Source organism: Helicobacter pylori SA221C, from assembly GCF_000476855.1.
GTDB lineage: Bacteria > Campylobacterota > Campylobacteria > Campylobacterales > Helicobacteraceae > Helicobacter > Helicobacter pylori_DK.
In genome coordinates this window covers 1-21,422 of sequence record NZ_CBPT010000019.1, presented here as the reverse complement: position 1 = coordinate 21,422, position 21,422 = coordinate 1, and the positions used below count along the sequence as shown (strand labels likewise).

The following is a 21,422-nucleotide window of genomic DNA, read 5'->3' as shown; positions in this document are numbered from 1 at the left end:
AAATGGTGCAAGGTGCTAAAATAATATTCTCTTGCGTTATATGTCATCTTCTTTTTGTTGAGCATTTTTATAGCATATTTTAAAATAGAAGCCTTATTATCATTTTGCCTTATCAATGCAATAGATTTATCTAAAAAAGCAACAACGCTAGGGTATTTAATTTTCCCTTTATACTCATCCATTTTAAAAATTTTTAACTGATTGATCCATTCTTCTTCATGCATCAAAGGGAGTTCAAAAATTTTTGTTTTTTTGTGATTGAGTGAAAGGTTATATTTTTTAAGACACTTTGCGAGATCGATTGTAAATTGTTCTGCCTCATCTCTTGAATTCACATAGCAAGTATAATCATCAATGTGCCTAATATATCTATATTCTGTTTTATTTTGATCTTTTCTTAATTTTTTTAAATCCCCATCAACGGCGACTAAAATAATTTCTGAAATCAAATTGGAACTATGCGGTCCAATAAGAATCCCCGTAGTTTCCTTATGATTCATGTTTCTTGTTTGGGTATCAATCTCATCGCTCCAATGATTTTTGTCTTTTTTAGCAATTTCTTTATCTCTTATTGCCCAAGGAATCGAATGCGTATAAATGCTTGGGAAGCAAGTGGATATATCAGCCTTTAGCTTGTATCTAGCACCAATACGAATACTCCTCCCCAATTTCCCCTCACAAAAAATATCTTTATGACCCATATCAAAAATACTTTTTCTCATAGCAACTCTATCTTTAGAATAATCGTTTTGAAAAATTTTTTTATTTTTAGGAATTTTTTGAATGTGGATGCGGCTGATCTTATGGGTATTGTCATCTGTCTTTTCTTTAAAATACTCCTTTAATTTATCCCAATTATCCCGTAGAATTTTGCATTGATTATAATAAGCCAAAGGATTAGGGATAGCAAAATATCTGGGCGTTCCAATATCTCTTATTCCCTCGTAAGTAATATGCTGATACCCCATCTTGCGTTTGGGGAATATCTTATCTTTATTATTCTTGCAATATCTGTAAAAAGGCTTTGATGTCAGAAAATTAGGAATCCTTTCTGCAAACATTCCGTATCTTAACAATCCCTTAAAAAGTTTATTTTGAGAAATCTCATTAAGACATTCAAAATAAGTCTTTTCTTTCACTTTTTTCACTGATATTACCCTCTTTTTGAAAGTTTTTCTGTTGCCAATATACAGATTTAAAAGCGATTTTATCGTATTTTTTAGTTTTTAAGGCGTTTGCTTTAAAGCCCCCCACTATTCTTTATATGGTTTTATTCCAAAGCCATGCGTTAGAAAAAGCTTTTTTAATCTTTAAATTGTGTTTGATTGTTCTTGCTTGTTTTAAGGGTTAGGATAAAATAACGCTCACCCCCTAGTTTTTCGCTAGAGATTAGGGGGTAAATCACCTTCAAAGGATTACTATGTCCAAAAAACATGGTAAAAAGCCTTTGGTTGTATTATACTTAAAAATACCTTTTTTTAAGTATAGGGTTAAAATCGTTGTTAAAAAAACCCATTAAGCCAAAGGTTTCCCCTATTTAAGGGGTTTCCTTTAAGGTAAAGCGCTTTTTATTCACTGCCCATCTTCAATGATTTTAATTTCTTCATCGGTGAGGTGGTAGAGCCGATAGACTAAAGCGTCAATTTCTTTTTCTAACTTTTGAGTGTTAGCTTTAGGGTCTTTTTCTTTTAGCGCTAGGATTTGCTTCGCGCCATCGGTGATTTTATCGGCTAATTCTTGGTTTTTATGAGTGATTTTAGGAATGGGGAGCCGTTCTATAAAAGCCTTTTTATAGCGATAACCACTCTCACCCAGTCCGCCACCTGCATAGAAAGTTTTGAAAGCAAAAGTAACCAATTGAGAATGCAACATTCCTAAAAGATAGTGCAAATGCTCTCCTGTGAGGATAAAGCTCGTGGCTTCTGCATAAAAATACCCTAACTCGCATTCTCCATTATCTAAATAAAATCGTGGCTCTTGCACGATCTCGCCATACACAATTTTCTCTTTTTCAAAATCCTCAATATACGCGCAATTCCTTAAGTGATAAGGGGTGTTTCCTTGATCGTCTCTTTTGGATATTTTGTCCCAATGAGAGTCTAAATGCGCTTTGATTGCGGGGTATTGTTCTATATCTATGGGAGGGATTTTATGAGAAAAAGAAGTGTAGCCGTTATGGGTGTTAATCAGCCACTCCCCCGCCCACTCATAACGATACCTTTTAATGTCCCTCCCTCTTAAAATCGGTTTGATAAGCTCTTTTGTCCTTTCTCTTTCGCTCATTCCCATGCTATCTTTTTGCGCATCATCGCAATTTTTTAAGATTTCGTCTCTTTTTTCAGTGGGAATGATAAAGGCTTCGTTAGAGCCGGTTAAGATACCACGATAGATTTGAATGCCCCAGTCTTTAAGCGGGGTGCCATTTTGTTCTATTTTGTCCCTTAAGTCTAAAAGCGTGGGGTTGGCAAAAATAAAGCTTTCTGTTTTGAGCACGTTTTGTTTTATGTGGAGATGGTGGGCGTTTTTCAAATCCTCCTTATCGTTTTTTATGGGTTCGTAATATTCAAAAACGCTTTCTTTTGTGGGCGTTTGCTTGATGAAATTGATGATGCTTGCATCCACTGTGGCGCTTTCAAAGACTTTTAAGGCGCTCAATTCCATGTAGCTGATAATGGTGGTGTTTTTGAGTAAAAACCCTCTTAATTTGGCGCCGTATTGAGCGCGCGTGTATTTGTTAGAAGTGATGAAAGCGTTAAACCCCTTTTCTTTTAAAAGGTTGAAAGCCAGGGCAAAAAAGTAGGTGTAAATGTCGCTTGAGCTGTTGTAGAAATTGGGGTATTGCTTTTGTAATAAAGGTTTTAAGTCTTTGATTTTTTCTTGGCGGATATAAGGCGGGTTGCCTATAATGCAATCAAAACCTAAAAAATTCCCTTCATCATCTAGCACTTCAGGAAATTCAAAGCGCCATTCAAGAGCTTTGGAATTTCTTAGATTTTCTAATATTTCATAGCATTCTTTGATTTTAATGAGCAGTCTATTCGCTTCCACGCCTATGGGGTTTGGTTTCATGTTTTCTAGTGTGGGGTTAAATTTATAGTTATTTTTCCTTGCGATCTTTAGCATCTCCATGCCAAATTCTGTGCTGAGATCAAAAATCCCATCGCCGTATTCACTTATAAAAGCCTTAAGCGATTCTTTAAGGTGTTTGTTTGCTTGGTGTTGCTCGATAAAATAGTTGGTGATAAGGGATTTGAGTTTAGCGATATTTTGTAAAATTTTAGTTTTTTCTTCTAAACCTTCTTTATAGAGCATTACAGAATTTTTGTATTCTTTGATTTCGGTTTTGAGCTGTCTAGCAAACTCTGGTGTCTGTCCAATAGTGAGCTTAGAGTTTAGAGGGAAATTAAAGATCAAACTATTACCGCACTTGATATTAATATCAATGTTAGGGAGGGTTTCAAGATCGTGAGTGTTCTTGCCCTCTTCAAAAATATAATAGCTGTATTTTAAAAGCTCTATCCATAGCCTGAGCTTGGTGATTTCGCAAGAGTTGGGGTTAATGTCCACGCCAAAAAGGCAGTTTTCAATGATGGATTTTTTAAGCTCAAAAAGTTCTTTTTGGATGTGGTGGGGGTCGTTTTCAATCTCTGTCATGGTGTAGTTAAAGACTTCACCCTTTGGTGGCGTGCGAATGATGATTTCATCGTTTTCCAACATGAGATTGCAGCCAAACAAAGAAGTAATAAGCCCTAGCTTATAAGCAACCCACACCATTTCATTGAGTGCAGAAACTAAAAAATGCCCGCTCCCCACCGCCGGATCGCAAATGCGTAAGGTTAAAAGCGTGTTTAGGTATTCTTTAGCTTTTTCATTTGAAAAATTTCTGCCTATTTTTTCTCGCAACGCTTCTAGATCTTTGCAGTCCCACTGATAAATGGCGTTGAATTTATCCAACACGATTTTTTTCGTGATACTCTCTTTGCACATGTAGCTTGTGATGAAGCTTGGGGTATAAAAACTCCCCTCTTTATAGCCGTTGAGTTTTTCAAAAACAAGCCCCAAAACGCTAGGGTTAATCAAACGGCTTTCGCTGGTATCGGTATTATTTTTAATGTCTTCAGGAGTAGTGGTGAATTTATAAAGGCGCAAAAATGCAAAAAGGTATTCCAGCAAGGGCAAATCTTTTTGTTTTTGGTAATTTTCATCTTTTTTGAGAATGGACTTGGGATAAATCTCTAAAGGCTTATTATTGAGCAATTTGATTTCATACCCATTCAATTCCAAAGGCGTTTTATCAAACAAACTGGAGTTCAAATAAGGGATTTTCCCTAAAATCTTGTTTTCTTTAATGGCTTGGGAGTGCTCGCTGTTTTTCTTGGCTAAAACTTCAAAAAAGAGGGTGTTTAGGGCGTTGAAATCCTTAAAATTCTCTGTGGTTAAAAAAGGTTTTTCAAAATGATTGAAAGAAATTAAAAGGCTTTCTAAAAGCCGTAAAAACAAAATGCGGTTATTCCAAGCAATCAGTAACGCCATGACTATTTCATCATCTAAATTGTTGTATTGCTCTTTTAGGGCATAACTTAGGGAGTTTTTGGTATCGCTAGGCTTGATTAAAAATTTCCCCCCTTTTTGCTCTTTTTGCTCTTCTAGTCCTAAAATATAAAGCAATTCTTCATAAAAATCTTTGTTAAGCGTGTTGGCGTCAGAATATTTTGGAATTTTGAGCAAAAAATTAGGACTTAGGGCTTGATAGATTAGGGCTAAATTTTCTTTTTTGAGAGGGATATGATGGTATTTCAAAGAATGATCAAGCTCATTAAGGCGCTTTTGGCAAGCATCATAAAACGCTTTTGTGCGTGGATCGTTACCCTTTTTATCATGACAATTTTCAAAGGCTTTTTTAATTTCTTTATCTTTATTAAAAACCTCAAATTCGTTCGCATCAATGATATAAAGCTCTTTAATAGTGGCTAAGATAAGATGCTTAAGGTTGTTATTACCCTCTTTTCTTTCTGTGAGATAATACAAGAGGCTTTCATGAAGGGCTTTAACATTCAAATCGCCCTTTTTAATAAATTCGTTGGGGTTTTTAAGGGCTTTAAATTCAATGATCACTTCCACTTCGTTATTGTCATTAAGAATAGCGCTGTCTATTTTTTTGGTGGGCTTAACCTTGTATTTAAAAACGCCTTTCAATAAATCATTAAAAGCGTCGTTGTGGTGATTTTCATTTTCTTGTTGGTTGGTTTCTAAAAAAGCGTCAAAAGCTGTTTTGAAATCTTCCAGTTGCTCTTTATTTGGGTAGTTTGTGTTGGGTAAATCTAATTTTTTATAGTCCATGTTAATTCCTTGCATCGCTTAAAAACATATGCTTTAAAAGTTTATCGTTGTTTATAAAAGCGTTTTTTAATGCCACGCTTTTATAAGTGTAATGCTTTTCAATGCTTGAGACTTTTTCTAAAAATTTGTTGATTTCATTTTTTTGAAATTCTTCATCATCTTGTCTTGGCACGTTTTCTAGCAAGCTGTTTATTTCTTTTTTAAAATTTTCTATAGTTTCTGTCGTGGGTGTTTGGGGACTATACTTTTTAATGAAATTTTCAAGCGGTTTGAAAGCGAAATTAATCATAAAATGCCTTTGAGATCTAATAAAAATGCGATTAAATTATAGCAAAATGGCCGTGAAATCCAAAGAAAACGCTTTTCTTTAAACCGCGCTTTTTACTATGCAAACGCAAGCTGTAAAATAGGATTTTAAACAAAAACAAAAAGTCAAAATTGTTTCATGTGAAACATTGGGGTAATTGATCTTTCTTTAACTCTGTTTTGCATAGTTTAAAACTTCATTGATCAACGCGCTTAATTGATCGTTATTCAACTTGGTTTCGTATTCAATATTCACGCCTCGCTTTTTTAAAGCTTCAAAAAATTTCTTAGCGGTTGAAATTTTGCGCTTTTCTTCAGGGCGCAATTCGTTTTCATGTTCAACCCCCTTAGTTTCTACCACTAACAACACTTTTTTATCGTTATTTTCAACCACATACCCAAAATCAGGGCTATAAGTTTGATTCAACCCTACCGGGATCTTAACCCTAGGGAGCTTGCCAAAAACAATGATTTTAGTGTCGTTAGATTCTTCAATCGTGTCTTTTTCAATCTCACTATCCACTTGCATGAAATTTTCATACAGGCATTTTTCTTGCGCGCTTGCATTTTTAATTTCATATTTGTCCGCCCCCAAGCTCCCGTCTAAAAATTCTCTAACCTCTCCCTTTTCGTCATAAAACGCATCGTTTTTCTTGTTTTTAACAGCCGTTTCGCGCATTTGATAGGAAATTTTGTCTTCAATATTTTGATAAATGATTTCCAAAAACAGATCTTCTAAACGCCTTAAGCCCTCTTGTTCGTTTTTTTTAATTTCATTAAACTTTTTTGCATCCATTTTTTCTAACACTTTAGCCACGCTTTTAAAACTCAATTTCACCTTATTAGACAAGGCGCTGATAAATTCATGCAAGCTCCATGAACACACGCTTTTTCGCTCAATAGACTTTGTCTCGGCGTTTTTTTCCATGGTTTCTACTTTTTTGTATTTTGTAAGCGCAACGCTTTTTGAACTGACTTCAAAAGAAGAATGGATTTTTTTGACAATCTCTTCAATCAAGCTCTCGCTATCCATAGCATAAGTGATCCGGGCTTTATAGTTCAAACTCTCCCATAAGGCTTCAAATTTTTTAAAATTTTCTTGATTGATTTTAATTTTTTCAGTTTTTCGCTCGTTTTTGTTTTTCACCCTAGAATGGCCCATCAAGCGATCTTTTAAAAAATCTTTTAATTTTTCAAAATCCAAGTATGTTTCATCTTTTAAATTTTCTAATTCTTTTTCCTTTTCTAAAAATTCGTTTTGATTGAGGGTGAGTTTAAAATTCCCATCATCTGTGATTTCCCCAAACCCCAAACTCTCCAATTTGTCAAATAAAATCCCGTAAAACCCTTTTTTAATCACTCCTTTTTCTTCCAATTCTCCCCCACTAAACGCTTGTTTAATCAAGCTGTGTTCGCTTATCTCTTGCTGGATCGCTCCCACAAAATCCCCCTCCACTTGCGGCACGATCACGACTAATTCATTGACACAATCAAAATCCGCATGCTCTTTAGTGATGCGTTCGCCCTTTTGATTCACAGCGAGCCTTAAGCCTCTGCCAATTTGTTGCAATTTAGTGATATTGGAATGGCTAGGGGCTAATTTGCAAATCGTCATCACATTAGGGTTATCCCACCCCTCTTGCAACGCCCATTGCGAAAAAATAAACCTGAGATCGGAATCAAAACTCAGCAATTTTTCTTTTTCTTTTAAAATGAGTTCAATCGCTTTAGCTTCATCGCCCTCTTTATTGCTTTTAGCAAAATACCCTCCATGCACTTTTTTAATGTCCTCTTTAGCGCGCTCTAAATACGCTCTATAATTTTCATCTAAAGGCTTTTTTAAGACTTTTTCAAGCTCTTGTTGGTAAAGTTTTTCAAACAAAAGGGCTAATTTAGCCGGTTTTTCATTTTCGCTTAAATAGCTATTCACCCCGCTAATAAACACCATGCACAAGGCTTTAACCCCTTTTTTATAAAGCTCTTCTTCTCTTTCAAAATGGCTTTCTATCGCTATTTTTAGCATTATTTCTTGCTCGCCCTCTAAAAGATGAGAAAATGGCTCTTTTTGATCCAGCAACAAATTAACGCCATTCAAAAAACGCACTTCCTTTTTAACGATGTTTTCTACAACATAATCTTTTAAAGCGCTGATATGGGTTAGCTCCCCTAGATTATCGTGCTTTTTGACTTTGACGCTTTTGATTTTATTTTCTAAATTCGTGTAATTGATAATGGCTTCGTATTCATTTTGTATTTTTTTAACCTCTTTAACTTCCAAAAAATACTCATCACTCTCCCCCACAGACGCCACGCTAATGCTTTTCACTAGCCCATCATCAAACGCTTTTTTGCTATCTAGCACATAAATCAAATTATTATAATCATCTCTAAAAGTCGCCCCAAACCTGAGCGTGACTAAAGCGTTTAATTTTTCCAAATAATTCTTTGTTTTATCGCCTAAAAATCGGTGTGGTTCGTCCATGATTACGATGGGGCGGATACTGGCTAAAGCTTGCATGTAACTTTTTGCGCCGTTGAATAGATTCGTGTTTTCTAGGCATGATTTGTTGATAGTATTTTTCTCTTTATTAAAGGCAGAAAAAGTCATCACCAACACGCAGCATTTGTGATTACTCGCTAAAATAAATCTTTCTACATCTTCATAGCTTTCTAAATGCGTGTTAGAATATTCGCTTTTAAAAAATTCTCTTGTGATTTCAACACTCTTTAAAACCCCTAATTTAATGGCGTTGCTTGGCGTTAAAACGATGAATTTTGACAAACGGTAGTTTTTGTGCAAGGCATAAACGCACTCCAAAAAGCAAAAGGTCTTCCCGGTGCCTGTTTCCATTAAAATATCGCAGTTTAACGACTTGTCAATCCCCACGCTCCCCTGGGTTATTTTTTGTTTCGATCGCAAATTCTCAATATTTTCTAATAAAACATCTTTGATCGCCCCTATTTCAAAAACAGGGTTAGAAATCCTTTGAGCGTCATTTTCTGACTCTCTCAAATCAATCCCCTTAAACACCCCTAAAATTTGGTCCCGGCATTGCTCCTGATAGTCTAATCGTTTGAATTTGATTTTCACCTCTACCCCCTAATCTTTAAATCGCCGCTCTCTAATTTCAAATCCAACAAATTACTGCCCAATTCCAAACACAGCCTGTCGTTACTGATAGCTGGCATATACATGCTAATTTTTTCCACCCCTTTATCTTTCAAGTTTTCTAAAACTTCGCTCATTTCTATATCCCCCACAATGAAAGCCGTATTTAAAGTCAGATACAAGGCGTTTTCAATCAAGCAAATTATAGGGGTAGTGAGATCCAAACCCTCGCAGCCTAAAAGCTTGATTAAAATCGTTTGAGTTTCCCATTTTTTTGGGTTGGAATAAGCGAACAAATCCTTTTGATGGGCTTGACTGAGATTTTTATCATTAGCATGCGTTTCATCATCAATGATTTCAAACGCTCTAAACCCCACATCTAAATGAGGGCAAGCTTCTTGGATTTTAGCCCCCACTCTTTTAATCCTTTCTTCAGTGATGTCAAAAATGCTTGGGGAGGGTGATTTTAGGGTGTTTAAACAAAAATCATGCGCGCTTTTGTTTTTCTTGGGATCGATTTTTTCATCTAACTGGACGAGAATGAAGTGCCTTTCTTTAAATGTGGCGTTCAAGCCATTAAATAACCCCCCCCCCCCTCACTTAATTTTTGATAATCGCTCTTATTACTCTCTAACACCGCATGCGCGGTTGTCCCGCTCCCGGCAAAAAAGTCTAAGATGATGTCGCCCTCGTTTGTGGATAATTCAATCAGTCGGTTGATGAGTTTTAGAGGTTTAGGGTTATTGAAAATCTTTTGATTAAAAAGGGCATTAACTTCTTTTGTCCCATTACCACCGCCGATATTTTCTATCACATTTCTTGCGGGCGATGATTTGTCTAAAATAGCGTAAAATTCGCCGTTTTCATTTTGTTTGACTTGGCTTTTATCTAAAAATTCTTTTTTACAAATTACATATTCATTTCTACTATTTTTTTTAATAGAAATAATATTTTTATTACTATTAAAAGTATCCAACGCCCAAGTCCAACGCCCAAGTCCAACACCCTTTTTTGGTGGTCTTATGATTTTATAGCCTTGTTTTAATAAGTCTTGTCTATCGTTATAAACTAGGTTTTCATCATTACTACTTTTTGCTAATTCTTTATCATAATCATCTACACCTAAAAAATCTAGCGTTTTAGGATTATAGTAAATACTATAACCTAAATTTGCTCGTGCGTTTAAAGTCCCTCCGGCTCCGCCTGTTGTAAGCCCAGCCCCTTCATAATAGTATTTATCATTTTCACAAAATACTTTGACTTCTTTTTTTGAAGCCATGCGATTAAGATTAAGCGCTTCAACATGCTTTGCATAAGCAAGAATATTTTCATAATTGTTTTGAAAATATTGCGCATCATTTTGTGCGTTACCTTTAAGCCAAGTCAAAGATGATAAAAAATTATCTTCCCCAAAAATTTCATCGCATAAAAGTTTGAGTTGGGCGCATTCGTTATCGTCAATAGAAATGAAAATCACGCCGTCTTGTTTGAGCAAATCTTTAGCGAGCAACAATCTAGGATACATGAAACTAAGCCACCCGCTATGGCATTTTGACCCAAAAAGATTCTTAATGTAATCCAGCTTTTCTTTAGAATAATCCAATTGTTTTAAAGTCTCTTCATTGGATTGTGAGAAATCATCGCCATAGATAAAATTCTCGTTTTTCGTGTTGTAAGGAGGGTCAATGTAAATCATTTTGATTTTTTCACTATAGCTTTGTTTTAAGATTTTGAGAGCGTCTAAATTATCGCCCTTGATGAGAATGTGCTTGCTCGTGGATTGATTTAAGGGCTTCAAAATCTTATTGTTTTTCTTAAAAGCTTGATTTAAGGCGATTTTCTTACCCACAAAATCCAACCCATAGCCCTCTTCTTTTATCTCGCTAAAATCCCCGAGTAACGCTTTTAATCTTCCCACATCTAGCGTGAGCTTATCATCATTTTCTATACTCAAGCAACCGGGAAAATAACGATTAAAAACCTCTACATTTTTTTCATTAACGCTTTTTTCTCCACCAATTTCTTTATTTTGCATTGCTATCCTTTATTTTAAATGATTTAAATTACCCAATTCTGCCTTAATTTTCAATTTTCAATTTTCAAATGTTCCCCGTGAAACGCTAGCGGCCTTTAAAAAATCCTGTTTCACTTCAGCGATAATGCTTTCATCTCTAGCTAAATCAATGTATTCAAAACTATTCCCGCTCTGCTCCCCCCCTTGGAGTAAATCCCCGCTTTTTCTGTATTCTAAATCCAATTCAGCGATTTTAAAGCCGTCCAATTCATCAGCAAACTTTTCTAATCGTTCGTTTTCTTCTTGGATCGTGCATAAAAAACAATAGCCTTTCAAGCCGTTACGAGACACGCGCCCCCTTAACTGGTGTAAAGTCGCTAAGCCTAACCTTTCGGGCGCTAAAATCACCATCACGCTCAATCGTGGTAAAGAAATGCCCACCTCAATGAGCGTAGTCGCTAAAAGAATGCTCCCGGACTCTCTAAATTCTTCAATCACTTCTTCTTTATTTTTATCCTGCCCTGAAGTGGTATAAACCTTTTTAAAGCGTTTTTGCCAAAAACTTGCCCCCTCACTGAGCGATAAATACGGGATTTTTTCGCTTTCATTCACTAATGGATAGACGACAATGACCTGATGGTTTTTAGCGATTTCTTCGCTGATTTTTTCCATCACTATTTTAAAATCTCTTTTATGCAAGACTAAAGTTTCAATCTCTTTAGGATAAGGGATTTCTCTAATCATGGTCGTTTTCACAAATGCGCTTTTGGCTAGGGCGAGCGTGCGAGGAATGGGGGTAGCGGAAAATTGCAAAGAATGGGGTTTATTACCCTTACTGCTTGCCATTTTTTCTAATTGGTAGCGTTGCTTGGTGCCAAATCGGTGCTGTTCATCAGTGATTACTAAAGCGAATTCATTCAAATCGCGCTTATCAAACAACAACGCTTGCGTGCCGATAACCACATGAGTGATTGTTTCAAACAAATGATTGGATCGCTTCTTGTGGCTCCCGCCAAGCAGCAATTCCACTTCAAAATAAGGGGGTAAAAATTTTAAGGCTTCGTTATAAAGCTGTTTAGCGAGAATGGAAGTGGGCGCCATTAAAAGGGTTTTATTGGGGTAAGCTAATACCATGCTCGCTAAAATCACCATCGTTTTCCCACAACCCACATCGCCTATAATCAAACGCTTGCACGCTATAGAACTAGTGAGATCGCTTTGGATTTCTTTAATGGCGTTTTGTTGATCGCGCGTGAGTTTGAAGGGTAAAGAAGCGATGAACGCTTTCAAGCGTTCGCTATTATTGGGGCATGCGATTTTAGCACTGAATTGCAATTTTTTGCGCTCTAAATTTTTCATATAAAAAAGCATTTCAATGTATTTTAATGCGTTTAAATGTTGCGAAGGAAAATTTTTATTCGTTTCAAAATCCTTGACAAAATGCGGCGTGGGGAAAAAGATTTCTAACAACAAACGCGCGATATTCTCTTTAACGCCTTCCTTTTTTAAATTTTCTAACGAAAGGAGTTTTTGTAAATTTTCTTGGATTTTTTTATGATTTTTAACTTTTTTAAAAATTAAAGAAATTTTTCCAAATTCGGTAAGGATTTTAGGTGTGTTAATGATATAAGCTTGATTAAAAGAGCTTTGCTCTAATTTACCATAAATGAATAAACTCTCGCCGGTTTTAAACTGGTTATAATAAAACGCGCTGTGATTGAAAAAAACAAGCTCTAAATTTTTGTAAAATCGTTTGGAATAGGCGAAAATCTTTAAAACTTTGGCGTAGTTTTTTTTCTCTAAAATACCCACTTCTAAAACGCCGCTCAAGCCCGTTTCAAAACGCTCTAACAAGCTTAAATCCTTATAACCCTTAGGCGTATAAACAAGCAAGGCTTCTAAAAGCGATTTCACGTTCAATGTTTTTAATAAATGATTTATTTCTTGCAATTTGTTCTTAGTCAATCCTTAATCGTTTTTATGATAAAATAAACAAATTATACATTGACTTAAGGAAATTTAATTGATGAAATCTAAAATCACTCATTTTATCGCTATCTCTTTTGTTTTAAGCGTGTTGAGCGCATGTAAAGACGAGCCTAAAAAATCGTCCCAATCGCACCAAAACAACACTAAAACCACTCAAAACAATCAAATCAATCAACCTAATAAGGATATAAAAAAGATTGAGCATGAAGAAGAAGATGAAAAAGTCACTAAAGAGGTGAATGATCTGATCAATAATGAAAATAAAATTGATGAAATCAATAATGAAGAAAACGCTGATCCTTCGCAAAAAAGAACGAACAACGTTTTGCAACGAGCCACTAACCACCAAGACAATCTCAACTCCCCACTCAACAGGAAGTATTAAAGTGTGAAATTTTTTTCAAAGGATTTATTTAAAAAAGTAACCCCTTTATTTTTAAGCGTTTGTTTTTTAAGCCCTACCCTTACGCAAGCTAAAAGCCGTTTTTATGTGGCTTCTCAATACCAGGTGGGGAAAATGATCATGAAAAAATACAACGATCTCAAACGCACGATTGAAGGGGCGAGCTTTTCTTTAGGCTGGGAGATTAACCCCACTAACTACTGGTTTTATTCGCGCTATTACTTTTTTATGGATTACGGGAATGTTATCCTCAACAAAAGAACAAGCGCTCAAGCGAACATGTTCACTTACGGCTTTGGAGGGGATTTGATCGTAGAATACAATAAAAACCCCTTGTATGTTTTTTCCCTTTTTTATGGCATGCAAGTTGCTGAAAACACATGGACGATTTCCAAACACAGCGCGAATTTCATCATTGACGATTGGCGTAGCATTCAAGGGTTTTCACTCAAAACTTCTAATTTTAGGATGTTAGGTTTAGTAGGGTTTAAATTCCAAACCGTGCTATTCCACCATGACGCTAGTATTGAAGTGGGGATCAAATGGCCTTTTGCTTTTGAATACGACTCACCCTTTGTAAGGCTTTTTTCTGTCTTTATTTCGCACACTTTCTATCTTTAAACTAATTCCAACCCCACCGGGCAATGATCGCTCCCTAAAATATCTTTATAGATTAAAGCGTCTTTTAAGCGCGTTTTTAAAGGATTAGAGCATAGAAAATAATCAATACGCCAACCAATGTCTTTATCCCTCGCTTGTTGCATGTAACTCCACCAGGTGTAAGCCTTTTCTTTGTTAGGGTAAAAATAACGGAAAGTGTCAATAAAACCGGCGTTCAAAAGCTCGTTGAATTTTTCTCTCTCTTCATCGCTAAAGCCCGCGTTTTTTCGGTTGGTTTTAGGGTTTTCTAAATCAATTTCATTGTGGGCCACATTCAAATCCCCGCACACAATGACCGGTTTTTTCAATTCTAAAGCTTTTAAAAATTTCCTAAATTCCACTTCCCAACTCATGCGATAACTAAGCCTGGATAGGGCTTGTTGGGAATTAGGGGTATAAACATTCACTAAATAAAACGATTCAAATTCGCAAGTGATAACGCGCCCTTCTTTGTCATGCTCTTCCATATCAATGCCATAGCTCACGCTTAAAGGCTCTTTTTTAGTGAAAGTTACCACCCCAGAATAGCCCTTTTTAATCGCACAATTCCAAAAATCAAAATACCCTTTAAATTCAAAAATGTTTTGTTCTTGCTGCATTTTAGATTCTTGAATGCAAAAAACATCCGCATTTACGCTATTAAAAAAATCCATAAAGCCCTTAGTCATGCAAGCCCTTAACCCGTTCACATTCCATGAAATCAATTTCATTTTAATCCTTGTTTGATTTTGAATGAATTATATCTTTTTAGTCATTTTTTTAAAAATTAAGCTTTGTTTTACCTTTTTTATGTAATAATCGTCTTTTGCTTGGCTTGATAGCTCAGTCGGTAGAGCAGAAGACTGAAAATCTTCGTGTCGGTGGTTCGATTCCGCCTCAAGCCACCATTTTAAACTTCGTTGAATAAATAATTCCCCTTTTTGACACACACAACACGAGAGTTTTCAATACTCAAAGGCGTGCTTTTAGCTCGTGGTTGCTCTTCTATTTCTAAAGCCATGCACACCCCTTCTTTAAAGCGCACATGGTTTTTAACCCATTCTTTGTATTCACTGCTTTCTTTGACTATATCGTTTAAATAATGCCCCTCATACACTTCCACAAATTCCATGAATTTTTCATTCAAATTCAATTCATTACGCGTTATTTCGCTTTTTCGTGTGGAAGAATAAGCCAATTCGCTGGTTTCATAAAAAGTCGGCTCTACTTGATCGTCTTGTTTGGGGCGCTCATAAATGGCTTTCACTAATTGCGTGGTGATTTCATACTCACTCTCCCATGCTTGTTTTAAAGGCTCTTCTATCAGATAGCATTGCCTGGTCGTGCCGTCTTTTCTCGCTCTGGCCCTTTTGCATTTTTCTGTAGAGCTTCTGGCTTGGAGAATGGCGAAATTATTTTTAGCTTCAAAAGTTTGAGGGTCTTCTAAAGGCTCTGTTTTATGAACAGAAATTTTAGTATAAGGGGTAATGATCTTACCGCTTTTATTTTCAGCGGTGCTGTAATCGCAAGGGGTAATGTCTGTTGTAACCTCTTTGTCTTTATCAACGCGTTTTAAAATGCTTGGGCGATAGGCTTGTAAATTTTCATCATCATAAACCCACTTCCCGCATGCGAATTCTTTGATATTAGGATCTCTAATCGCTTGTTTTTCCACATTATCCCTATTTTCGTTGCTTTCATTGTTTTCATTACTATCAGCGTTAGGGGTGTTGTTATTAGGGAGCGTTTTTTCAGTGGGTGGCGTTACAAAGAGGTTGTTTTCTTGATCTTGTGAAGAATGTTTTAAAGGGGGATTAGCGTCGTTTGTTGGCGTTTTAACTTCATTAGTAGGGCTTACTTTGCTAGGAGTTACTAAAGGCTGTAAAAGGCTGTTTTTAGAGTTTTTAGAGCCTAGTTTGGGTTCTGGGTAAGAAAAGTTTTGAGAGGATTGTTGCGATGAGCTGGGTTTATTTTGTGGTTTTTGCATGGGTGCGTTTAAAGAAGGCATTTGGTGCGAGTGCGGCTCTTTCAATTCTTTTGAAGAAAAAACAATTTGGGTGTTTCTAGGGATAGTAGGGCGGTTAGGGTTTAAGGTCGTTTCTAAAGAAAGTTTTTCATCAAGGGGTTGATAAACAATTGCAGTAGATATGTGGGTGATAGTGAGCGTGAGTTTTTTGTGTGGGGAGATATTATAAACGCCTAAAACTTGTCTTGGTTCTTTAGAATCAAGGACTTTAGCCTTAAAAGTGCCTTTATGCGGTGAAGTTTTGATCTCTTCTAAAAGCTCGATCACAAGGGCTTGAAGAGGGTTAGAGAAAGTCAGAAAGAAAGACAGACAAAGGGTTTTTTTCATGCTTGTTCCTTTTTATTTTGGATTATAGCTTAAAAAAAGGTTTAGTAAAAGTCATCAATAAGTTATAGATAGGTAACACTTTAATTAATAATAATTAGTAACAGTAGTAGGGGCGTGAATGGATGGAATGAAACAATAAAAAGCTTTAGAGGCGCGCGTTTTTAGGGGGGTTGTGGGATTTGAAAAAAAGTGAATGAAACGCTTTTTCATAAACCTTTTTTCATTCACTTGAATTGAAAGCGGTTTTTTTGTCGTTCAATTCGTTCAAGCGGTTTTTGATTTCTTCTCTAAGGCTTAAAATAAAAGGGCTTTTTTCTTCTTCAAGCATTTTTTTAACGCTAGAATACATTTTAGAAATGCTTGAATGATCCTTTAAATCCAAAAATTGAGCGAGCGAGAGCGTGGGGTTAGGGGTATAAAGCCTGGCAAAATACACGACTAATTTTCTCGCCAAAGCGACATTTTTTTGGCGTGAAGAGATTTTGATTTCGCTGGATTTGAGATTCAAGCTTTGCGCGACAGCGAGCAAGATATTTTCCAAGCTTGAGCCTTCAGCATGATCTTTTTGCAAATCTTCTAAAACGGTTTTAGCGAGGTTTAAATCAATGGTGGCGTTCATTAAGTTCGCGTTCACGCTGATTTTAATGATCGCACCTTCCATTTGGCGGATGTTGTCGCTGATGTGTTGGGCGATGTATTCCATCACTTCTTCAGGCAGAGTGATTTGATTGAGTTGGCATTTTTGCTTGACGATGGAAAGTTTGGTTTCTAAATCAGGGGGCATGACTTTAGCGGTTATCCCCCATTCAAAGCGCGATTTTAAGCGATCTTCTAAGCCGGCGATGTTTTTAGGCGATCGGTCTGAAATCAATACGATTTGTTTGCTGTTGGCGTGCAATTCGTTAAAAGTGTGGAAAAATTCTTCTTCTAGCTTGGGTTTTCCTTGCAAAAATTGAGCGTCATCTAACAAGAAAAAGTCGCAATGGCGGTATTTTTCTTTAAAAGAATCCATGGTTTTGTTGTCTAAATGCTTTAAAAAATCTGTCAAAAAATCTTCTGAAGTGACTAACACGACTTTTTTATGCTTTTCTAGGGCATGGTTGCCGATAGCGTTTAAAATGTGCGTTTTGCCTAACCCTGTGCCGCCATAAAAAAGCACCGGGTTATAAGGGGGGGTATCGCTTTGGGCAACTTTTTTAGCGATTTCATAAACGGTGTTATTGCATGAGCCTACGACAAAATTTTCAAAAGTGTAAGAGTCTTTGACGCTCGTTTTTATGGCTTTGTAATTGATATTAGCTTGGGCGCTAATTTGGATTTTAGGCGCTACTTCAATACGCACGTCCACACTATGGGCTAAATGCATGCCGACTTTATTCTGGCTTAAAATTTCTTTAAGCAACGCGCCGTGTTTGGCCGTAATCCAATTGCATAAGAGCATGTTAGGGGCATAAAAAAAGGCGATATCGCTCTTGCTCGCGTTAGGGTTGTATTTGAGCTGGCTCAAGCAATTTTCATACTCTATGGGGCTAACTTTTTGTTTGACTAGCGCCAAGATTTCTTTTTCAATATTGTTGTTGGTATCCATGGCGTTATTATAGCGTGAATAAGTTGTGAATGAAAAAGGAATAACATGTGAATGAAATGTGAATGAAGCCTTAAAATTAAGGTGTTTCTTTTAAGGGTTTGTCTATAATGCTTGCTTTATAATAAGCTAATGGATGCGAAAAAAGGATTTTCATGCTGCTTTGCGCGGGAAAGAATGAAACTTTAAAAGGGGCGGTGCCTATTGGTGTGGGTTTGATAGAGAGTGCGATCAATTTAACGAGAATGTGTTTAAAAAACCCTGATACAGAAAGCCTTATTTTTATAGGGAGCGCGGGGAGTTATAGCCCAGAAATTGAGCTTTTAAGCGTGTTTGAAAGCGTTTGCGGCTATCAAGTTGAAGAGAGTTTTAGCCATTTAAACAGCTACACGCCTTTGGATAATTTTATTCACATAGAAACTGAAGAGGAAGCTCTTTTTGAAAGGGTGCGTGTGAATAGCAGTAACTATATCCACACCGGCGAAATGTTTGCTAAAAAAATGGTTCAAAAGGGCGTTTTATTAGAAAACATGGAGTTTTTTAGCGTTTTAAGCGTGGCTAAGGCGTTTTCTTTAAAGGCTAAAGGGATTTTTTGCGTGAGTAACCATGTGGGACTTAACGCGCATCAGGAATTTAAAGAAAACCACGCCAAAGTCAAACAAATTTTAGAAAACACCATTGATAGTTTAATACTTTAGCTATCATGGAGCATTCTAAAATTAAAGGCAGTTGGATGTTTGAAAAAATGCGCAAGATTTTAGCGGAGATTGAAGATTCGCAAAATGAAATTGAAATGCTTTTAAAATTGGCGAATTTGAGTTTGGGGGATTTTATTGAAATTAAAAGAGGGAGCATGGACATGCCAAAGGGCGTGAATGAAGCGTTTTTTACGCAATTAAGCGAAGAAGTGGAGCACCTAAAGGAGCTTATTAACGCTTTAAATAAAATCAAAAAAGGGTTATTGGTGTTTTAAATGTGCGGGATTGTAGGTTATATAGGGGATAGCGAGAAAAAATCCGTTCTTTTAGAGGGTTTAAAGGAATTAGAATACAGAGGCTATGACAGCGCTGGCTTAGCCGTATTGAGCAATGATCGTTTGGAAGTGTTTAAAACTCAAGGGAAATTAGAAAACCTTAAACTAGAGCTTAAAAATAAAGAGTTTTTGGATTTTGGCGTGAGTATCGCTCATACCAGATGGGCCACGCATGGCAAGCCAAGCAGCGCGAACGCCCACCCGCATTTTACAGAAAATTTAGCCTTAGTGCATAATGGCATCATTGAAAATTATGCGAGTTTGAAAAAAGAATTGGAAAACAAAGGGCATGCGTTTTTGAGCCAAACGGACACGGAAGTCATTGCGCATTTATTAGAAGAAACGCTTAAAAGCGAGAGCGATTTATTGAAAGCCTTTGAAAAAAGCATCAGCCTTTTAAAAGGGAGTTATGCAATTTTAATGCTCCATAAAAGGGCTAAAGAGAGCTTGTTTTACGCTAAATCTTCTTCGCCTTTAATCGTGGGTAAGGGCAAAGAGGGGGTGTTTTTTGCGTCCAGTTTGAGCGTGTTAGCCCCTAAAGTGGATCAATTTGTCATTTTAGAAGAAAACAGCGTGGGGCAGATTTCTTTAGAAAATTTTAAAGATTTAAAACACATTGAAAACATGAAAGATTACGCTTTTGAAAACAAGGATTATTCTAAAGGCAATTTCAGGAATTATTTAGAAAAAGAGATTTATGAGCAGCACAGCAGTTTGTTAGAGTGTTTAGAGGGGCGCTTGGAAGCCTTGAATGTGTATTGTGAGATCGATCCTGAATTTTTAGAAAATGTGAATGAAATCACGCTGTGTTCTTGTGGGAGCAGTTACCATGCGAGTTTGGCGAGCGTGTATTTGTTTGAAAGATTGGCCAAAATAAGAGCGAGGGCCATTTTAGCGAGCGAATACCGCTACGCCCATTTTAAAAGCAACCCTAACGAGCTTTTTATAGCGATTTCTCAAAGCGGGGAAACCGCTGACACTTTGGAGGCTTTAAAATTAGCCAAAGCCCAAGGGCTTAAAACCATTAGTTTGTGTAACGCTCCTTTTAGCATGATGAGCCGCATTAGTGATCACACGCTTTTAATTAGAGCGGGGGTGGAAAGAAGCGTGGCATCCACTAAGGCGTTTTCTTCGCAGGTGATGCTTTTATGGCTTTTGAGCGTGTATCTAGGCAAACAGCTAGGGACCATCTCTAAAGAAGAAGAAAGAATCCAAGCCAAAAACATGCTCAATAGCGTGAAGGCGATGAAAGTAGAGCCTAAATTGCATGAAAAAATCAAGCGCTTATCCAAACGCTACTTGCATGGGCATGGCTTTTTTTATATCGGGCGCGATGTGTTTTACCCGCTCGCTTTAGAAGGAGCGTTGAAACTTAAAGAAATCAGCTATTTGCACGCTGAGGGGTATGCGAGCGCGGAAATGAAGCATGGGCCTATTGCGTTGGTGGATTCTAACCTTTTTACCATTGCTCTATTGTCTAAGCACTTGTTATTTGATAAAACCAAAAGCAATATTGAAGAATTGAGCGCTAGGGATTCTACGATTTGCGTGTTAAGCTCTGAAATTTTAGAAATTGCTGATGATTTTATCCAATTAGAAGAGAGCGAAAGCTACATGGAGGAATTTTTCCGCATGAATTTAGCGGTGCAGCTTTTAGCCTTAGAAATCGCTATGCGTTTGAACCACGATGTGGATCACCCAAGAAACTTAGCTAAAAGCGTTACCGTGGAATAAAAAGCGATTAGGAGTCAAATAATGGAAGTAATTTGTAAGCACTACACCCCTTTAGACATTGCAAGCCAAGCGATCCGCACTTGCTGGCAGAGCTTTGAATACAGCGATGGTGGCGGTTGTAAAGATAAGGAACTCATCCACAGGGTGGGGAATATTTTTAGGCATTCTTCCACTTTAGAGCATCTTTATTACAATTTTGAAATCAAGGGTTTGAGCAGGGGAGCGCTGCAAGAATTGAGCCGGCATCGAATAGCGAGCTTGAGCGTGAAATCAAGCCGCTACACTTTAAGGGAATTGAAAGAAGTGGAGAGCTTTTTACCCCTTAATGAAACGAATTTAGAAAGAGCTAAAGAGTTTTTAGTTTTTGTGGATAATGAAAAAGTGAATGCAATGAGCGTTTTAGCTTTGGAAAATCTAAGGATCTTATTGAGCGAGCATAACATTAAAAACGATTTAGCCAAATACGCCATGCCTGAAAGCTATAAAACGCATTTAGCCTATAGCATTAACGCTAGGAGCTTGCAAAATTTATTGACTTTAAGAAGCAGTAATAAAGCCTTAAAAGAAATGCAAGATTTAGCCAAAGCCTTATTTGACGCTTTACCTGGCGAGCATCAGTATTTGTTTGAAGATTGTTTGAAGCACTAATTTTAAACAATACCGCTTAATAGCTCATTCTTTGATGTTTTAAAAACGCCTTGTGTTTGATTAGATGAGGTTTTAAGGGGGTTTGCTGTAGAATCTCATCACGCCCCATAAGTGGCTTTATGGGGCAAACTACCTTAAAAGGAGCATGTTATGCCAAAGCCACATAACAAACGCTCTTGGAAAACATTATACTTTGAGTTTGCTTTTTTGGGGCTTAAAGTGATCGTTTCTGTGAAACGCTGATTTTCTAAGAGCGTTCCCTTAAGCTT

At 36.8% G+C, this 21,422-nt stretch carries 14 protein-coding genes, 1 tRNA gene and 1 pseudogene; 7 read left to right on the top strand and 9 right to left on the bottom strand.

Features of this window, described 5'->3' with window-relative positions:
- From QU01_RS07325 to recG, 6 genes and pseudogenes are all read right to left on the bottom strand, one after another.
- Nucleotides 1–1,154, bottom strand: a 1,154-nt coding sequence (locus tag QU01_RS07325) for an RNA-directed DNA polymerase (protein ID WP_195743086.1), incomplete at its 3' end; no start/stop codon positions are given.
- Between the two features lie 418 nt (nucleotides 1,155–1,572).
- A complete protein-coding gene (locus QU01_RS07320) occupies nucleotides 1,573–5,340 on the bottom strand; it encodes a type IIG restriction enzyme/methyltransferase (RefSeq protein WP_033763231.1) in 3,768 nt (1,255 codons plus the stop codon).
- Nucleotide 5,341: 1 nt separating this feature from the next.
- Entirely contained in the window at nucleotides 5,342–5,629 is a 288-nt protein-coding gene (locus QU01_RS07315) for a DUF7149 domain-containing protein (RefSeq protein ID WP_033763232.1), read from the bottom strand.
- Between the two features lie 186 nt (nucleotides 5,630–5,815).
- The gene (locus QU01_RS07310; protein WP_033763233.1) at nucleotides 5,816–8,737 is read right to left on the bottom strand and encodes a type III restriction-modification system endonuclease; all 2,922 of its coding nucleotides are present in this window, start codon (nucleotides 8,735–8,737) and stop codon (nucleotides 5,816–5,818) included.
- A 2-nt stretch (nucleotides 8,738–8,739) separates the two neighbouring features.
- Nucleotides 8,740–10,790: pseudogene (locus QU01_RS07300) on the bottom strand (site-specific DNA-methyltransferase).
- Between the two features lie 57 nt (nucleotides 10,791–10,847).
- Nucleotides 10,848–12,719 (bottom strand): ATP-dependent DNA helicase RecG, encoded by a 1,872-nt coding sequence (gene recG, locus QU01_RS07295; protein WP_033763248.1) that lies wholly within the window; start codon nucleotides 12,717–12,719, stop codon nucleotides 10,848–10,850.
- Between the two features lie 76 nt (nucleotides 12,720–12,795).
- Between recG and QU01_RS07290 the strand changes: the two genes are divergently transcribed.
- A complete protein-coding gene (locus QU01_RS07290) occupies nucleotides 12,796–13,143 on the top strand; it encodes a hypothetical protein (RefSeq protein ID WP_000837061.1) in 348 nt (115 codons plus the stop codon).
- 3 nt (nucleotides 13,144–13,146) lie between these two features.
- Nucleotides 13,147–13,782, top strand: coding sequence for an outer membrane protein (locus tag QU01_RS07285; protein WP_033763567.1), 636 nt, complete (start codon nucleotides 13,147–13,149; stop codon nucleotides 13,780–13,782).
- Here QU01_RS07285 and QU01_RS07280 read toward each other — a convergent pair.
- Complete coding sequence (locus QU01_RS07280; RefSeq protein ID WP_033763239.1) at nucleotides 13,779–14,531, bottom strand: exodeoxyribonuclease III; 753 nt, start codon at nucleotides 14,529–14,531, stop codon at nucleotides 13,779–13,781. The genes QU01_RS07285 and QU01_RS07280 overlap by 4 nt on opposite strands.
- 101 nt (nucleotides 14,532–14,632) lie before the next feature.
- Here QU01_RS07280 and QU01_RS07275 point away from each other — a divergent pair.
- Nucleotides 14,633–14,708, top strand: a tRNA-Phe gene (locus QU01_RS07275).
- 2 nt (nucleotides 14,709–14,710) lie between these two features.
- On the opposite strand, the gene QU01_RS07270 is transcribed toward QU01_RS07275, so the two are convergent.
- Together QU01_RS07270 and dnaA are read right to left on the bottom strand one after the other, a co-directional pair.
- A complete protein-coding gene (locus tag QU01_RS07270) occupies nucleotides 14,711–16,153 on the bottom strand; it encodes a hypothetical protein (RefSeq protein ID WP_033763240.1) in 1,443 nt (480 codons plus the stop codon).
- A 220-nt stretch (nucleotides 16,154–16,373) separates the two neighbouring features.
- Nucleotides 16,374–17,741 carry a chromosomal replication initiator protein DnaA gene (gene dnaA, locus QU01_RS07260; protein WP_033763241.1) on the bottom strand — a complete coding sequence of 456 codons (1,368 nt, stop codon included), beginning with the start codon at nucleotides 17,739–17,741 and terminating at the stop codon, nucleotides 16,374–16,376.
- A gap of 152 nt (nucleotides 17,742–17,893) precedes the next feature.
- On the opposite strand from dnaA, the gene QU01_RS07255 reads away from it, so the two are divergent.
- From QU01_RS07255 to thyX, 4 genes are read left to right on the top strand one after another with little or no spacing between them, the layout of a single operon-like run.
- A complete protein-coding gene (locus QU01_RS07255; RefSeq protein WP_033763243.1) occupies nucleotides 17,894–18,436 on the top strand; it encodes a nucleoside phosphorylase-I family protein in 543 nt (180 codons plus the stop codon).
- Between the two features lie 35 nt (nucleotides 18,437–18,471).
- Entirely contained in the window at nucleotides 18,472–18,711 is a 240-nt protein-coding gene (locus tag QU01_RS07250) for a DUF2443 family protein (protein ID WP_033763244.1), read from the top strand.
- On the top strand, nucleotides 18,712–20,505 hold the full coding sequence (gene glmS / locus QU01_RS07245; protein ID WP_033763245.1) for a glutamine--fructose-6-phosphate transaminase (isomerizing): 1,794 nt from the start codon (nucleotides 18,712–18,714) through the stop codon (nucleotides 20,503–20,505).
- A 21-nt stretch (nucleotides 20,506–20,526) separates the two neighbouring features.
- Nucleotides 20,527–21,153, top strand: a complete 627-nt coding sequence (gene thyX / locus QU01_RS07240; protein ID WP_033763246.1) for an FAD-dependent thymidylate synthase — start codon at nucleotides 20,527–20,529, stop codon at nucleotides 21,151–21,153.
- Nucleotides 21,154–21,422 lie beyond the last annotated feature (269 nt).

Coding starts and splice junctions, on each gene's coding strand:
- QU01_RS07320 (WP_033763231.1), bottom strand. CDS start 5,340: ATGGACTATAAAAAATTAGATTTACCCAACACAAACTACCCAAATAAA.
- QU01_RS07315 (WP_033763232.1), bottom strand. CDS start 5,629: ATGATTAATTTCGCTTTCAAACCGCTTGAAAATTTCATTAAAAAGTAT.
- QU01_RS07290 (WP_000837061.1), top strand. CDS start 12,796: ATGAAATCTAAAATCACTCATTTTATCGCTATCTCTTTTGTTTTAAGC.
- QU01_RS07280 (WP_033763239.1), bottom strand. CDS start 14,531: ATGAAATTGATTTCATGGAATGTGAACGGGTTAAGGGCTTGCATGACT.
- QU01_RS07270 (WP_033763240.1), bottom strand. CDS start 16,153: ATGAAAAAAACCCTTTGTCTGTCTTTCTTTCTGACTTTCTCTAACCCT.
- dnaA (WP_033763241.1), bottom strand. CDS start 17,741: ATGGATACCAACAACAATATTGAAAAAGAAATCTTGGCGCTAGTCAAA.
- QU01_RS07255 (WP_033763243.1), top strand. CDS start 17,894: ATGCTGCTTTGCGCGGGAAAGAATGAAACTTTAAAAGGGGCGGTGCCT.
- QU01_RS07250 (WP_033763244.1), top strand. CDS start 18,472: ATGTTTGAAAAAATGCGCAAGATTTTAGCGGAGATTGAAGATTCGCAA.
- glmS (WP_033763245.1), top strand. CDS start 18,712: ATGTGCGGGATTGTAGGTTATATAGGGGATAGCGAGAAAAAATCCGTT.
- thyX (WP_033763246.1), top strand. CDS start 20,527: ATGGAAGTAATTTGTAAGCACTACACCCCTTTAGACATTGCAAGCCAA.